The sequence below is a fragment of the Rhizobium sp. 01N48 genome (assembly GCF_056399145.1).
This window is the reverse complement of sequence record NZ_JBFTQT010000010.1, coordinates 1-15,743: the sequence shown is the minus strand read 5'-3', so window position 1 is coordinate 15,743 and position 15,743 is coordinate 1. Positions and strand designations below refer to the sequence as shown.

The window sequence follows — 15,743 nt, the reverse complement described above, 5'->3', positions numbered from 1 at the left end:
AGAACCCAAGTTTGGACAGCGGCTGTCATGCCGCTGCGTGCGTCTGAGATTGGGCGGATGGTACACGGCAGGTTGCGGACCGTCGTTGATTGCAGTCAACGTGAAGGCAAAAGCGTCAAGCGGGAGAAACGATGCCTACTCGGCCCATTCGGCATCGGCGGTGAAGGCGATGGTCAGCCAGCGATTGGCCCCCTCGCCGCCGATCCGGTCTCCGATATCGTCGCGCAGCGCGTCCCATTCCTCGATCGTCTTGGCGGGCAGCCCCTCGGGCACGATGAAGTAGAGCTCGACCTCGGTCGCCCTTCCGACGCGCGCGACATAGGCGCGGTAGGAGAGGAAGCCAAGGCGCTTGACGGTCTCCGACGCCACCTGGTCGACATGCTCCTGCAGATCGACGGGCGCGATTAGCAGCACCTCGCTGAGCGCCTTCCAGATCGTGCCGATCGGCAGCGGGATCATTACAAGGCAGACGAGGCCGAGCACCACGGGGTCGACATATCGGGCGATCCAGGCCATCGGCGTCGGCAGCACCGCAAGACCGATCACGAAGGCCACAAGCAGTGCGAACGCGATACCGCCGGACATGATCCAGGCCTTGATATCGAGCGCGATGAAATCGGACTTCAGGCTGCGGTTCAACGCAATGCCGATCGACGCCATGACCACACAGACGACAAGCGTGGCGCCGGAATAGACGATCGCGGCGCCGAAATGCAGCTCGTGCCCGCCATTGATGACGCTGATGACCGCATTGATCAGCGCGTAGACGGCGACGGTCATCAGCAGGCAACCGTTGAGCAGAAGCACGATGGGCTCCAGATGCCAGAAGCCCATGGTGAAGCGATTGCGGATGCGGCCGGACTTGGCATTGTTCTCCGCCGACCGCACGATCAGGCTCGACACCCAGAGCGCAAGCCCGGTCATCGCCGCATCGGCCAGCGAATAGACGCCATCGAAGGCGATGGAAAATGAGCCCGAGATGATGCCGAAGACGATGCCAAGAGCCGCCACCACGACGGTCGCCACGATCGATATGGTCAAAAAGCGCTGCTCGTTCCGCATCCTTGTCTCCGCTGGCTTCCATCTCATTTTAGCGCGTTCACACGAATGGTGAAGGCTTCAGGCGTGGCGACGTACTACGCATTGATCCGGATTGCGAGCCTTGCGGATTGGGAAGAGGATGCCGATGGCCGCACAAACCGGGACGCAACCCCGGACCGTCCGACGGCTATCGTCCACAGCGGTAAACCGATCTTCGGGAGGGATTTCATGGCAACCTCGCAGAACGGCAAAAGCCTCGGGCTCGCCGCCTGTACCGCCATCGTCGTCGGCAACATGGTCGGGTCCGGCTTTTATCTGTCGCCGGCCGCCGTCGCGCCCTATGGCAATCTGGCGATCCTGGTGTGGATGATCATGGGCGCAGGCGCCATCTGCCTTGGCCTCACCTTCGCGCGGCTTGCCGGCATGGTGCCGGCCGTCGGGGGGCCCTATGCCTATACGCGGCTTGCCTATGGCGATTTCGCCGGCTTCCTCATCGCCTGGGGCTACTGGATCTCGATCTGGTCGTCGCTCCCCGTCATCGCCATCGCCTTTACCGGCGTGATGATCGATCTCTTCCCCACGTTCGGCAATCGGCTCACCGCAACCATCCTGACACTCGGCGTCATCTGGGCGATCGTGCTCGTCAACCTGCGCGGCGTCCATGCGGCCGGGCTCTTCGCGCAGGTGACGACCTATGCCAAGCTCATCCCCTTCGGCGCCGTCGCCATCATTGGTCTCCTCTATATCGACACCTCGCATTTCGCTGAGTTCAACCCGAGTGGCCAGTCGCTGCTGCAATCCTTCGCGGCCCTGGCGCCGCTGACCATGTTTGCTTATCTGGGTCTGGAATCGGCCACTGTTCCCGCTGGCGATGTCCGAGACGCGCGCCGAACAATCCCCCGTTCGACCGTGCTCGGTATCTCCATCGCCGCGGCTCTTTATGTGCTTGGCACCGTCGTCGTGATGGGCGTCGTGCCGCGCCCGCAACTCATCCACTCCGTCGCCCCCTTCTCGGAAGCGGCGGGGCTGATGTGGGGGCGTGGCGGCGAATTGGCGATCTCGATCGCGGTGGTGATCTCCTCGATCGGCGCGCTGAACGGCTGGACGCTGCTGATGGGACAGGTGCCGATGGCCGCCGCCCGCGACGGCCTCTTTCCGCCGCTTTTCGCCCGCCTCTCCCGCCGTGGCGTTCCTGCCATCGGCATGGTCGTCTCGGCCACCTTCGCGACCCTGCTCGTCCTCGTCCAGGCGGTCGGCTCCGATAGCTTTGCGGCGGTCTACCGGCTGATGGTCGGGCTGAGCACGATGACGGCGGTCGTCCCCTACGCCTTCTGCGCGCTCGCCGGCACCCTTGTCGCATCGCGGCTGAGCAACGGTCAGAAGACGCCTCGCGTCACCATCATCGAATTGATCGCCTTCCTCTTCGCCATGTTCACGCTCTATGGCTCGGGCGCCGAGCCGGTGCTTTATGGCATGGTCCTCCTGATGCTCGGCATTCCCGTCTATGTCTGGCAAAGGCGAAACGGCGATGTCGCGCGCACGCAAGCCGTCGAAACGCAAAACGGGGCGCCGATACGCCCCGCTGCCTCTCTCTGATCTCTGCCTCTTCCGGTCCCGACCGCTCAGCCGTGCCAGCTGAGCCCACCGAAGCGGCCATCGATGATCGTGCCCAATTCGCCCCGCACCATGCCTGCGATATCCGCAAGCGCCCCGATCGCCGCAGCCTTGCCTGTCGTCTCGGCGAAATGGCAGGCGGCATCGACCTTCGGGCCCATGGAGCCCGCCGGAAAATCGAACTGCTTCATGTCGCCAGGGCGGGCCTTGTGGATCGCCTTTTGCGACGGCTTGCCCCAGTCGAGGCAGACGGCGGGCGCATCGGTCGCCATGATCAACAGATCAGCGCCGATCTCGCGCGCCAACAATTCAGAGCAGAGATCCTTGTCGATGACAGCTTCGACGCCAACCAGGTGACGCTCCTTGCCCTTATCGTACATGGTCGGTATCCCGCCGCCACCGGCGCAGATGACGATGGTGCGCTGCTCGAGCAGCCAGCGCACCGGCCGGATCTCGAAGATGCGCTTGGGAAGCGGTGAGGCAACGACCCGTCGCCACTTGTCGCCATCCTGCTTGAACACCCAGTTCTTTTCCGAACGGATACGATCGGCATCCGCCTTCTCGTAAACAGGGCCGACGAACTTGGTTGGGTTCGTGAAGCCCGGATCATCGGCATCGACCTCGACCATGGTGAGCAGCGTCGCCAGTGGCTGCTCGAAGGGCAACACGTTGCCGAGTTCCTGTTCCAGCATGTAGCCAATCATTCCCTCCGTCTCGGCGCCGAGCACGTCGAGCGGATAGGCCTCATCCGGCTTGTAGGCAGCACCCTGCAGCGCAAGCAAGCCGACCTGCGGCCCGTTGCCATGGGTGATGATCAGCTGATGCTCGGCGGCCAGCGGCGCGATCGCCTCGGCCGCCACCCGCGTATTGCGTCTCTGGACATCCGCGGTCATCGCTTCCCCGCGCCGGAGAAGAGCGTTGCCGCCAAGCGCGATGACGATCCGCATCCTAGTCTCCCAATGTCGCGACAAGCAGCGCCTTGATCGTGTGCAGCCGGTTTTCCGCCTGCTCGAAGGCCACATTGGCCTCAGATTCGAACACTTCGCCGGTCACTTCCAGGCCGTTGCTCATGCCGTAATCTTCGGCGATCTGCTTGCCCAGTGTCGTTTCCGTGTCGTGGAAGGCCGGCAGGCAGTGCATGAACTTGGTCTGCGGATTGCCGCTCGCCTTCATCAGTTCTTCGTTGACCTGATAGGGCGTCAACAGCTTGATGCGCTCGCGCCAGACGTCCTTCGGCTCGCCCATCGACACCCAGACATCAGTGTGGATGAAATCGACGCCCTTCACCGCCTCCTTCGGATCGTCGGTGATTAGAAGCCGCGCGCCGGATCGCTCCTGCAATTCCCTCGCGATCTTGATGTATTCCTCGGCCGGCCAAAGCGATTTCGGCCCGCAGATCCGGACATCCATGCCCATCAGGCAGCCAACGATCAGCAGCGAATGGCCCATGTTCGAGCGCGTGTCGCCGATATAGGCGTACTTAATGTCGGCGATCGGCTTGTCGGCATGTTCGCGCATGGTCATGACGTCGGCGATCATCTGCGTCGGATGATATTCGTCCGTCAGGCCGTTATAGACGGGCACGCCGGCATAGCGCGCCAGCGTCTCCACCCCATGCTGCGCCGAACCGCGATATTCGATCGCGTCATACATGCGGCCAAGCACGCGCGCCGTGTCCTTGAAGGATTCCTTGTGGCCGATCTGCGAGCCGGACGGGTCGAGATAGGTGACATTCGCGCCCTGGTCCGAGCAGGCGACCTCGAAGGCGCACCGGGTGCGCGTCGAGGTCTTTTCGAAGATCAGGCAGATCTCCTTGCCCTTCAGGTGCTGCTGCTCGGTGCGGGCATATTTGGCCCGCTTCAGATCGCGCGCGAGATCGAGAAGATAACGGAATTCACGTGGCGTATAATCCTGCACGGTCAGAAGCGAACGGTTGCGCAGATTGAAGCTCATGGTCTTGCTCCGTAGGGCTGTTTCAGGATGTCTGCTGTCAATAGGCGGGGTCGCGCCAGATCGGGCATGTCATGCAATGCCCGCCGCCACGACCGCGGCCGAGTTCTGAACCGCGAACGGTGATGACCTCGATGCCCGCCTTGCGAAGAAGCGTGTTGGTGTAGGTGTTGCGGTCGTAGCCAACCACGACGCCGGGCTCGAGGGCGACAACGTTGTTGCCGTCATCCCATTGCTCGCGCTCGGCCTGGTAAGCGTTCCCGCCTGTTTCCACGACCCTGAGCTTGCCGACACCGAGCGCCTTGGCGACGATATCGAGCATCGGCTCCGTCTCGGGATGAATGTCGAAATTGCCGTCGTCATCCGTCTGCACCATGCTGTAGCAACGGATCTGATCGACGACCTCGGCAAACAGTGTCACCACATCGCGGTCGCAGAAGCTGAAGACCGTGTCGAGGTGCATCGCCGCCCGGCTCTTCGGCATCAGGCAGCCGATAACCCTGGTGACCGCCTTGTTCTTGAACAGCGCGCGCGCGACCTGGCCGACCGCCTGATAGGTGGTGCGCTCGCCCATGCCGATCAGCACGGTTCCATTGCCGATCGGCATCACATCGCCGCCCTCGATCGAGGCATTGGCGAAATCCTCGTCGCTATCGCCCCACCAGATCTTGAAATCGCCGTCGCGAAACGTCGGGTGAAACTTGTAGACCGCGCGCTGGATCAGCGTCTCGGGCTGCCGCGCCGGCCAGAACATCGGATTGCAGGTCACGCCATTATAGATCCAGCAGGAGGGATCGCGCTGGAAGAGCGTGTTCGGGATGGGCGGAATGACGAACTCGGTCTCCGACAGCGCGCTCAGCATCAGCGTCTTCGCCTTGACGTCGGGAAGGTCGGAGATGGCGATACCGCCGATCATGAAGGCCGCGAGCTGTGTCGCCGGCATCTCGTCGAGCCAGGGCCGCACCGCCTCGGCGATCTGCGAGCCGAGCACATTCGGGGTGATACGGCGATCGAGCACGAAGTCGCGCGCCGGCTTGTCGGCGAGCGTCTGCGCCAGCATGTCGTGCAACTCGAGAACCTCGACGCCGCGCTCCTGCATCTTGAGCACGAAGTCGTAGTGATCCTTCTGCGCCTCGTGAACCCAAAGCACGTCGTCGAAGAGAAGATCATGGCAATTGCCCGGCGTCAGCCGCTGGTGGGCGAGCGACGGTCGGCAGACCATCACCGTTCTGAGCTTCCCGACTTCCGAATGAACCCCAAAACCGCGCATCGCGCTCTCCTCCAAGCTGCCTGGGATAGCGATCGCCCTGCTACCCACGGATGAGATCAGCCTAACGGGACGGGTTCGGCCGTGTCATTGATCGCAAGCAATGCGCGAAGCGGTATTGCTGGTCAGCAGGCCATCGCGAAGGCCACGATCATTCCACGTAGAAGACCAGATTGCCGTTGCGCGCCCGCGTGACCCACTCGATATCATCAGGCGTCAGCTTCTTCGCCCTTAGCTGTTCGACCAGCCACTTGTTGGACCGCGCAGCCGCCCGAACGGCTTTCACCTCATCCGGCTTGCCCGGCTGATGCAGCGCGCCGGTTTCGATCGCCGTGCGATAGCTCACGACCGAGAACCGCTTGCCGTGATAGGCCTTCACCGCATCGGGCAGGTTTTCGGCCCAGTTCATGCGGCGATATTCCTTGCGATCCTGCTGCGCACCGACAGGTGCCGCCATCACGGCGGCGATCGCAATGCCTGTCGCAAGAACCAGCTTTCTCATCGTAGGGGCTCCATTGAGAATTAGGGGCGCGAATTGGGGAAAGTCGCGCGACAATAGGCCGTTCGGTGGGAAGAGGCATTGAGCCGGATCAACGCATCCAAGCGCTTGGGACCTCCGACACCAATGTTTTCAACGTGTCGGCTACCACAGATGTTACGCGATGCTACGCCTGAAGAGCGCGGTGTAGTGGTAATATACAGTTAGGTAGAGGGTGGATTGGGAGAGTTTACTCGATGGCGAATGACCTGACCGTGCACCTCGTCGACGACCAGGAGATACCGCGGCGATCCCTGACGTTCCTGCTGATATCCTCGGGCTTCGCGGTTCGCGCCTATGAGAGCGCGTCGGCGTTTCTGGATCAGTTGCCCGTCTCCGGCAGGGCATGCCTCGTCAAGGTCACGCGCATGTCCTGCACGGACGGGCTGCAACTGCTGGAGCGGCTGAATGCGCTCAACGCAAACATCCCCACGATCCTCGTCGGCGGCGACGGAGACGTGGAGACGGCGGTGCAGGCGATGAAGGCGGGCGCGGCCGATTTCATCAAGAAGCCGTTCGAGGACCAGGCGCTGATCGCCGCGATAAACCAGGCCACATCGCGGCGAACGCCTCCCGCGCCGACGCCTGTCGATACCGAAACGGTCGCCAACAGGATGCGGCAGCTGACAGACCGGGAACACCAGGTTCTGGCCGCTGTTCTTGATGGTCTGCAGAACAAGATGATCGCCTTCAACCTCGGCATCAGCGCCCGCACCGTCGAGGTTCATCGCGCCAACGTCATGGCGAAAATGGAGGCGCGCAACTTGGCGGAACTGCTGCGCATGGTCTTGACGTCAGGCGGCATGCCGCAACCCGCAGCACCTCGCGGCCCGGCTCTACCAGCGGTACCGGTCAGGCTACTTTAAGCTGCGTTCGACAAAGCCATTGAAACCACACATGGATATGGGATATGCTCTATTAGTAGGGACTAAAGATGATTGCGTGATCGTGTCGGAGGGGCATCATGAGTAGCGCAAAGGTCGAGTTTTCGGGCGAACCAGGACCTAAACCGGACGATATCCTCCAGCAACTCGAGCGTGTTCTCGCCAGCGACGAGTTTCACTCCCCCGAGCGTGGCCGGAAGTTCCTGCGCTTCGTGGTCACCGAAACCCTCGAGGGACGCGCCCAGTTCCTCAAGGCCTTCACCATCGCCAATGAAATCTTCGGCAGGCAGAGTTCCTTCGACGCCCAGAATGACCCCGTCGTCAGGATAGAAGCCGGCCGCATTCGCCGTGGCCTCGAGCGCTATTATCTCGTCGCCGGGCAGTCCGATCCGATCGTGATCACCATACCCAAGGGCGGCTACGTCCCGCATTTCGATTATGTCGAACCATCGCATCCATCCGCCGATCCGGCCCCTCGTTCCGAGCCAGCGACGACACGCGCACCGGCCGATCGCAAGACACGAGATACCAGATCATTCGCCGCGCTTGCCGTTGGCGCAACACTCCTGATCGCCGCGACCGCCGGTTACCTCCTTTGGCCGGCGGGCTTGCTGAACGGCCGGGCCGGAACGCAGCATTCGCCGGTCGCCGAAACCTCCAGCCCGATGATCGTCGTCGAAAACTTCCAATCGGATGGGGAGGAAGGCGCGACCGCCGATATCGCCCAGGGGTTGAGGGATGAGATCATCGGCCAGCTCGCAACCTTCGACGACATCATCGTCGTCGCCGACCCATCGAGGGCCAAGGACGGCAACCTGCACGGCTTTGCCTTGCAGGGCAGCGTTCAGCGCGACGGCAACAGGCTGCGCTCCATATCGAGGCTGATCCGCCGCTCGGATGCGGCTGTCATCTGGGCGAACAATTACGACGCCGATCTTGGTGCCAAGAGCATCCTGCAGATTCAGGCCGATATCGGACAGGATATCGCGGTGTCGGTGGCCCAGCCCTACGGCGCGATCTTCGTCACCGATACCGACAAGATCGCCGAACCGTCCTTGAGCGAAATGGGCGGCGCCTACGACTGCACGCTCGCCTATTACAGCTATCGCCGGGCAATGGATGCAAAAAGCCATGCCGCCGCCCGCGATTGTCTTCTTCGCGCAACCGAGCGCTTCCCTGATAACGCCACCTCCTGGGCACTGCTGTCGCTCGTCTATCTCGATGAAATCCGGTTCCGCTACAAGCTCGGCGCGCAGCCATCACCCGAGACCATGACGCTGGCGACCAAGGCAGCCGAGCGCGCAACGACAATCGCTCCAAGCAATACCCGTGCGCTGCAGGCGGCGATGCTGGTGAGCTTCTTCACCAACGATATCGACAAGGCGCTGAAACTCGGCGCCGCCGCCTATGCCGCCAACGCCAACGACACCGAGGTCGCCGGCGAATACGGCTTGAGGCTCGCCATGTCCGGCAAGTGGCAATCCGGCTGCGAACTCGTCTCCCGCGCCGTCAACAAGGATGCCGGCCCCAAGGGATATTACGAAGTCGGCATGGCGCTCTGCGCATATATGCGTGGGGACCTGCAGGCCGCCGAGCTTTGGTCGCGCATGTCTGACCTGGAATACAACCCGATGCACCGCCTCGTTCTGCTCTCCATCCTTGGAGCGGAAGGCAAGACCGAAGAAGCCGCGCAACTGAGAGACTGGCTGAACGCCCACGCGCCCGAGATGATGAAGAACGTCCGTGAGGAAGTATCCCGGCGTCTGCAGCGCCCGGAAGATCTTGAGCGGATGCTGACCGGGCTGCGCGCGGTGGGCGTCGGCAACGAGATGGCCGGCCTCAGCGCCGAACGCCCGAAAGTGAACGGCCCAAAGTGAACCGACAAAAGCGCGGCCGACCAGCCGGACATTGCTAGCGCCGCTGCGACGCATCCTTGATTTCGCTGATCGCAGCGATATCCTTGACGACACGCGTCCCGATCGCGTCCTGCAGATCGAAGACGTTCTGCCCGGTGGTGTCGTGATCGAACCGCTTGGCCCATATCACCCGCCCGTCGGCGCTGCGGATCAACCGCAGCTGCACATGCAGCGCATCGTCCTCGAAGGTGACATTGCCCTGCAACGCAAACACCGCGTTCCCCACCGCGTCCGCGGGGGAAGAACTGGCGGGTGTCATGACAACGACGCCATCGAGCTTCGTCAGCTGCGAGATGATCTGGTCGTTCAATCCCCTGGCAATCTCCGCCCCACCCGACGGAGCGCCGAGGACAGCAAGCGGCTCGACGATAACACGCGCACCGCCTGCCTGATCCCGCGCCGCCGGCGGTCGGTTGGGCGCCGGCGCAAGATACTCCTCAAGCGGACGAATGAGCGCCAGCATGGCAAGCGCCGCGAAGACGGCGGGAACGCCGACCGGCACCAGAAGATCGCGATAGCCGAGCTTGCGCCCACTCCGCCCCGGCCGCGCCGAGCCGCTCGCCTCGCCGGAACCCGTGGCCGGCCCGTTCACCGCTCCCTGGTCCACGGGCCGCCGCTCGAAACGCGGCGCGTAATGTCCCTTCGGAATGGTGATATGCACGGGGTCGCCGCTTCCGCAGACGAGGTAATATCGCTCCAGCGCACGCCGGATGCGGCCGGCCTCGATCCTGACAACAGGATCGCTCTGCGCATCGAAATCCGCGCCGCGGCCGAACACCGCCTGCGCGATATTATAGGCCGTCAGCCGCTCGGCCCGACCATCGACCGCCTCTTCGACAACGTATCGCAGGAAACGACGACCGCGATCCGGCGCCTGGAACTCGCGACTTCTCAAGATCCGCTCGAGCTGCTCGATGATCTCGGCACGGTTCTGTTCGGCGTCGCGGTTCTCGCCGTCGCTCGCTGCCATCGATCCCTCCTGCGGAAAGACCCGGTCGTTTTGTGGGGCTTGGATTTTCACCTTGGGCGGTTATACACCCCGGGCGCGAGGAGAGCTTCCGTAGCACTACGTAAGGGGAATTTCGAATGTGCCGCGCCACCCGATTTGCCTATTCTGTGGGGAATGGAGGGAGATACGATGTTGCATGTTCACGATCTGCGACAGGAGCCTATCCAAGTCCCCACGCGCCCACGCGCCTTCGAGCCTGCCGACCAGACGATCAGGCTGAAACAGGACCAGATCGTCTATAGCGAGGGCCAGAAGGTGCTCGCCTTCTACCAGGTGGAAGCCGGCGCGATCAGGATCTACCGGCTGATGCCTGACGGGCACCGGCACATCTTGTCCTTCTGCGCCAAGGGCGATTGGTTCGGCCTCGAACAGGGCGACTGCCGCGCCGACTTCGCCGAGGCCGTCTGCGAAGCAAGGATCCGCCCTTTCGCGACGACGGCAAACACAGCCCCCACGGGCAGCCTGCTCAACATCGCGCTCGCCAATCTGGCAAAGGCGCAGTCGCGGCAGCTGGCGATGATCGAGCAAAGCGCCTTGAAGCGCGTCGCCGTCTTCATCGAGGAGATGGCCGAGCGCCACCCCGGAGAGAGTGAGTTCGACCTGATGATGTGCCGCAGCGACGTCGCCGACTATCTCGGCCTGACCATCGAAACCGTGGCCCGCTCCTTCACCAAGCTGCGCGAGAGGCACATCATCCGCCTCAAGGGCAAGCTGCAGCGACGCGTGCAACTGATGGACAGAGACGCGCTCGCCGCCCTCACGCTCTAGGCCAGATCGCAAACGATATCGCACCGGAAAAACAGGAGATCTCGATGACAGATGTTGCGCTTCGACATTCGGCCGAACGGCTGGGTCCGACCCTGGCGATGGGCGCCGCCATGATCGCCCTGCCCTATCTCGCCGGCACAGCCACGGCTTACGCCGCGGATGATCCCTTGAAGAGCTTCCCCATCGTCATCCACTGCCAGCAGAAGGATACGACCCACATCTTCTACCTCTCCAGGGTCACCGACGCAGGTCTCGCAACCTACGTCGCCTCCGACCGCATCGCCGGCACCATCTCGCTCGACGGCCAGGCCAAGGCAGTCGTCGGCGGCGAAGGCGGCGGCAATTGCGTCGGCAAGACGCTCGCGGATCTCAGGGCTGCCCATCAGGCCTATGATTTGAAGCCGCAGTGAGAACAGCCCTGTGACGCGAGCCAAGTGACAGGAGCTAAGTGATGTCGGCCAAGTGATGCCATCAAAATGATGCCGGCCAAGCGATCCTAGCCACAGGGCTTCCGCGCCTCTCAAGCCGCCGCGTCGCGACCAGCGCCGGCGTCCATGATGCGCTCGAGCTGCTTCTCTCTATGCCGCGCTCCGCCCTACCCCGCGCACTGCACCAACCTCCGCCCTCCGCCGACAACAACCGGGCGTCGGCTTCGGCAATCTCGTTGCGGCTTGCCCTCTCGGGGTCGTCAGCGTTAGTCTCAGCCGACCATCTCAGCGATCCTTGCGCCATGAAAGGCCTCTCAAGAGTATCGCGCCGATGGGCACGTGGCTTGCGAGGAGACGCCGATGGACACCCCGACAATCGTCATCGACTATGCCGGGATCATCCAGACCTCGCTGGCGCCGGTCTTTCTGCTGGCAGGCACAGCAGCCTTCGTCGGCATCTACGCCACCCGCCTCGGGCGCGTCTCCGACCGGCTGAACGAGGTCGTCGAGAAGAACGAGCCCGACGATAAGCGAGAGCGGCAGCTGATCTATCTGCGCCGGCGCACGCTGGTGCTCGAAATCGCCGTCATCCTCGGCGTCATCGCCGGCATCTGCACCTGCTGCGCGATCCTCAATTTGTTATCCGGCGCGCTTGCCATCCGCATCCGCCCGCTGAACCTCGTCTGGTTCTTCGGCAGCGCCATCGTCGCCCTAATGCTCTCGCTCATTGCCTTCCTGATGGAACTGCTCGCCGCCGGCCGCAGCATCCTGCTGCAGATCCGCGAAAACCGGCGTCCGAAGGTGGGTCGATAGATCTTTAGTGTTTGTTTTGGGAAAGAAGGATTTGGTTGCGGGGGCAGGATTTGAACCTGCGGCCTTCAGGTTATGAGCCTGACGAGCTACCGGGCTGCTCCACCCCGCGTCCTCAAGGTGAGGCGCTTGCGCCTCATCCTGACATCGACGAACCGCTTAGCGGTTTGTCGTTCTGCCGGGGCAACTGCGAAGCGGTTGCGCCCGTACGACGTTTCCGTCGTCATGCCGGAGCAAAACCCTATGGGTTTTGTTCCTGTAAGGGACGCACCATTGTTTCAGGTGCATCGCCATTCATTTTGCTCTGCATTTCGGCCTTTGGAAAGCAGAAAGGACCGCTTTAGGCGGCCCTTTTGTTTCGGCCTTGGCCGTTTGTCGTGATGAGAAGATTTGTTGTTGCGTTTAGCAGACCTGGCAGCGACCGACTCTCCCGCGTCTTAAGACGAAGTACCATAGGCGCAGGGGCGTTTCACGGCCGTGTTCGGAATGGGAACGGGTGCAGCCGCCCCGCCATAACCACCAGGTCAGCGAAGTTTTAGTCTTGAACACGCCTTGGCGTCATCTGTTTGATGAGCATAAGCAATGAGAACAATTAAGCCGATCGAGCTATTAGTAACGGTAAGCTTCACACATTGCTGCGCTTCCACACCCGTCCTATCAACGTGGTCGTCTTCCACGGCTCTGATAGGGAATACTCGTTTTCAGGTTGGTTTCCCGCTTAGATGCCTTCAGCGGTTATCCATTCCATATGTAGCTACCCTGCTATGCCGTTGGCACGACAACAGGTCCACCAGAGATATGTCCATCCCGGTCCTCTCGTACTAGGGACAGATCCTGTCAATATTCCTACACCCACGGCAGATAGGGACCGAACTGTCTCACGACGTTCTGAACCCAGCTCACGTACCGCTTTAATTGGCGAACAGCCAAACCCTTGGGACCTGCTCCAGCCCCAGGATGCGATGAGCCGACATCGAGGTGCCAAACAACCCCGTCGATATGGACTCTTGGGGGTCATCAGCCTGTTATCCCCGGCGTACCTTTTATCCGTTGAGCGATGGCCCTTCCACGCGGGACCACCGGATCACTATGACCGACTTTCGTCTCTGCTCGACTTGTCAGTCTCGCAGTCAGGCGGGCTTATGCCATTGCACTCGACGACCGATTTCCGACCGGTCTGAGCCCACCATCGCGCGCCTCCGTTACTCTTTCGGAGGCGACCGCCCCAGTCAAACTACCCACCATACACTGTCCCGGATCCGGATAACGGACCGCGGTTAGACATCCATGACGATAAGGGTGGTATTTCAAGGATGGCTCCACAGAAACTGGCGTCCCTGCTTCAAAGCCTACCACCTATCCTACACATGCCGACACGAATGCCAGTGTAAAGCTATAGTAAAGGTGCACGGGGTCTTTCCGTCTGACCGCAGGAACCCCGCATCTTCACGGGGAATTCAATTTCACTGAGTCTATGTTGGAGACAGCGGGGAAGTCGTTACGCCATTCGTGCAGGTCGGAACTTACCCGACAAGGAATTTCGCTACCTTAGGACCGTTATAGTTACGGCCGCCGTTTACTGGGGCTTCAGTTCAAAGCTTGCACCTCTCCCTTTAACCTTCCAGCACCGGGCAGGCGTCAGACCCTATACGTCGTCTTGCGACTTCGCAGAGCCCTGTGTTTTTGATAAACAGTCGCTACCCCCTGGTCTGTGCCACCCCATCTCAGTTGCCTAAAATGGGGTCACGCTTCTTCCGAAGTTACGCGTGCAATTTGCCGAGTTCCTTCAACATAGTTCTCTCAAGCGCCTTGGTATACTCTACCTGACCACCTGTGTCGGTTTCGGGTACGGTCTATAATGATGGAGCTATTTCCTGGAACCGCTTCCCTGCACCCACAATCCAATAAGTGAATACAAGTTACGCAATCCGTCACTACCACCAGGCCCACGAATATTAACGTGGTTCCCATCGACTACGCGTTTCCGCCTCGCCTTAGGGGCCGGCTAACCCTGCTCAGATTAACTTTAAGCAGGAACCCTTGGTCTTTCGGCGAGAGGGTCTCTCACCCTCTTTATCGTTACTCATGTCAACATTCGCACTTCCGATACCTCCAGGATGTCTCACGACTGTCCCTTCACAGGCTTACGGAACGCTCCGCTACCACTTGCATTACTGCAAATCCTCAGCTTCGGTGCATGGCTTCAGCCCCGTTACATTTTCGGCGCAAAGACCCTTATTTAGACCAGTGAGCTGTTACGCTTTCTTTAAATGATGGCTGCTTCTAAGCCAACATCCTGGTTGTTTTGGGATCCTCACATCCTTTCCCACTTAGCCATGACTTGGGGACCTTAGCTGGAGGTTAGGGTTGTTGCCCTTTTCACGACGGACGTTAGCACCCGCCGTGTGTCTGCCGAGTAGTACTCCCGGGTATTCGGAGTTTGGTTAGGATCAGTAAGACGGTGAGTCCCCATAGCCCATCCAGTGCTCTACCCCCCGGGGTATTCGCTCGACGCTCTACCTAAATAGATTTCGCGGAGAACCAGCTATTTCCGAGTTTGATTGGCCTTTCACCCCTAACCACAAGTCATCCCAATCTATTGCAACAGATGCGGGTTCGGTCCTCCAGTTGGTGTTACCCAACCTTCAACCTGCTCATGGCTAGATCACTCGGTTTCGGGTCTAATGCAACAAACTAAATCGCCCTATTCAGACTCGCTTTCGCTTCGCCTACACCTACCGGCTTAAGCTTGCTTGTTACACTAAGTCGTTGACCCATTATACAAAAGGTACGCCGTCACCCTTTCAGGCTCCGACTGTTTGTAGGCATCCGGTTTCAGGTTCTATTTCACTCCCCTTGTCGGGGTGCTTTTCACCTTTCCCTCACGGTACTTGTTCGCTATCGGTCATGCACGAGTACTTAGGCTTGGATAGTGGTCTACCCATGTTCAGACAGGGTTTCACGTGCCCCGCCCTACTCTAGGACAATGAGTGTTCTACGCGTACGGGGCTATCACCCGCTACGGCCCAACTTTCCAGAAGGTTCCGCTTTATTCCTCATTGCCACTGGCCTGGTCCGCGTTCGCTCGCCACTACTTGCGGAGTCTCGGTTGATGTCCTTTCCTTCGGGTACTTAGATGTTTCAGTTCCCCGAGTTCGCTTCTTACACCCTATTTTATTCAGGTGTAGATACCTTATCACAATACCTAGAAACCTGTTTTGTCCTCACGGCCAAAGGCCTGCGGACGGCGCGGCCCAAAAGGACCGACGGGCCTTGCCCTACGAAGGAAGTCCCTCGAAGGATCAAAGCCTACAAAACAGATTTTCTAGGTATTTAAGGTGGGTTTCCCCATTCGGATATCCATGGATCAAAGCTTATTCGCAGCTCCCCACGGCTTTTCGCAGCGTATCACGTCCTTCATCGCCTGTGCATGCCAAGGCATCCACCAAATGCCCTTACGACACTTAATCGTTCTCATTGCCAATGCTCATCATCTGGTTCCCGTTTCATCAGAAACG

12 protein-coding genes, 1 tRNA gene and 2 rRNA genes are annotated in these 15,743 nt (G+C 60.7%); 6 read left to right on the top strand and 9 right to left on the bottom strand.

Annotation, left to right across the window (positions count from 1 at the left end; genetic code table 11):
* Positions 1–135 precede the first annotated feature (135 nt).
* The gene (locus tag AC1DOG_RS18530; protein ID WP_477930085.1) at positions 136–1,062 is read right to left on the bottom strand and encodes a cation diffusion facilitator family transporter; all 927 of its coding nucleotides are present in this window, start codon (positions 1,060–1,062) and stop codon (positions 136–138) included.
* Between the two features lie 207 nt (positions 1,063–1,269).
* Between AC1DOG_RS18530 and AC1DOG_RS18525 the strand changes: the two genes are divergently transcribed.
* Positions 1,270–2,637 carry an amino acid permease gene (locus tag AC1DOG_RS18525; RefSeq protein ID WP_477930083.1) on the top strand — a complete coding sequence of 456 codons (1,368 nt, stop codon included), beginning with the start codon at positions 1,270–1,272 and terminating at the stop codon, positions 2,635–2,637.
* A 26-nt stretch (positions 2,638–2,663) separates the two neighbouring features.
* Here AC1DOG_RS18525 and arcC read toward each other — a convergent pair whose 3' ends face one another.
* The 4 genes from arcC to AC1DOG_RS18505 all read right to left on the bottom strand — a co-directional run bounded on the left by arcC (position 2,664) and on the right by AC1DOG_RS18505 (position 6,374).
* Complete coding sequence (arcC, locus tag AC1DOG_RS18520; RefSeq protein ID WP_477930081.1) at positions 2,664–3,602, bottom strand: carbamate kinase; 939 nt, start codon at positions 3,600–3,602, stop codon at positions 2,664–2,666.
* Between the two features lies 1 nt (position 3,603).
* Complete coding sequence (locus AC1DOG_RS18515) at positions 3,604–4,608, bottom strand: ornithine carbamoyltransferase (RefSeq protein WP_113199426.1); 1,005 nt, start codon at positions 4,606–4,608, stop codon at positions 3,604–3,606.
* Between the two features lie 37 nt (positions 4,609–4,645).
* Complete coding sequence (gene arcA / locus AC1DOG_RS18510) at positions 4,646–5,875, bottom strand: arginine deiminase (RefSeq protein WP_047514065.1); 1,230 nt, start codon at positions 5,873–5,875, stop codon at positions 4,646–4,648.
* Between the two features lie 148 nt (positions 5,876–6,023).
* Complete coding sequence (locus AC1DOG_RS18505; protein WP_477930078.1) at positions 6,024–6,374, bottom strand: hypothetical protein; 351 nt, start codon at positions 6,372–6,374, stop codon at positions 6,024–6,026.
* A 233-nt stretch (positions 6,375–6,607) separates the two neighbouring features.
* Here AC1DOG_RS18505 and AC1DOG_RS18500 point away from each other — a divergent pair, with 233 nt between their 5' ends.
* Positions 6,608–7,276, top strand: coding sequence for a response regulator transcription factor (locus tag AC1DOG_RS18500; protein WP_477930076.1), 669 nt, complete (start codon positions 6,608–6,610; stop codon positions 7,274–7,276).
* A gap of 98 nt (positions 7,277–7,374) precedes the next feature.
* On the top strand, positions 7,375–9,171 hold the full coding sequence (locus tag AC1DOG_RS18495) for a hypothetical protein (protein WP_477930074.1): 1,797 nt from the start codon (positions 7,375–7,377) through the stop codon (positions 9,169–9,171).
* 34 nt (positions 9,172–9,205) lie between these two features.
* Here AC1DOG_RS18495 and AC1DOG_RS18490 read toward each other — a convergent pair whose 3' ends face one another.
* Positions 9,206–10,180, bottom strand: a complete 975-nt coding sequence (locus tag AC1DOG_RS18490) for a hypothetical protein (protein ID WP_477930072.1) — start codon at positions 10,178–10,180, stop codon at positions 9,206–9,208.
* Positions 10,181–10,348: 168 nt separating this feature from the next.
* On the opposite strand from AC1DOG_RS18490, the gene AC1DOG_RS18485 reads away from it, so the two are divergent.
* The 3 genes from AC1DOG_RS18485 (at position 10,349) to AC1DOG_RS18475 (ending at position 12,228) form a co-directional block, all read left to right on the top strand.
* Entirely contained in the window at positions 10,349–10,987 is a 639-nt protein-coding gene (locus AC1DOG_RS18485) for a helix-turn-helix domain-containing protein (RefSeq protein WP_477930070.1), read from the top strand.
* 44 nt (positions 10,988–11,031) lie between these two features.
* A complete protein-coding gene (locus tag AC1DOG_RS18480; protein ID WP_477930068.1) occupies positions 11,032–11,397 on the top strand; it encodes a hypothetical protein in 366 nt (121 codons plus the stop codon).
* 378 nt (positions 11,398–11,775) lie between these two features.
* A complete protein-coding gene (locus tag AC1DOG_RS18475; RefSeq protein ID WP_477930066.1) occupies positions 11,776–12,228 on the top strand; it encodes a DUF2721 domain-containing protein in 453 nt (150 codons plus the stop codon).
* A 32-nt stretch (positions 12,229–12,260) separates the two neighbouring features.
* Here the strand turns inward: AC1DOG_RS18475 and AC1DOG_RS18470 are convergent.
* The 3 genes from AC1DOG_RS18470 to AC1DOG_RS18460 form a co-directional block, all read right to left on the bottom strand.
* Positions 12,261–12,337, bottom strand: a tRNA-Met gene (locus AC1DOG_RS18470).
* Positions 12,338–12,634: 297 nt separating this feature from the next.
* Positions 12,635–12,749: ribosomal RNA gene (rrf, locus tag AC1DOG_RS18465) — 5S ribosomal RNA — on the bottom strand.
* A 64-nt stretch (positions 12,750–12,813) separates the two neighbouring features.
* Positions 12,814–15,695: ribosomal RNA gene (locus tag AC1DOG_RS18460) — 23S ribosomal RNA — on the bottom strand.
* Between the last annotated feature and the right edge of the window lie 48 nt (positions 15,696–15,743).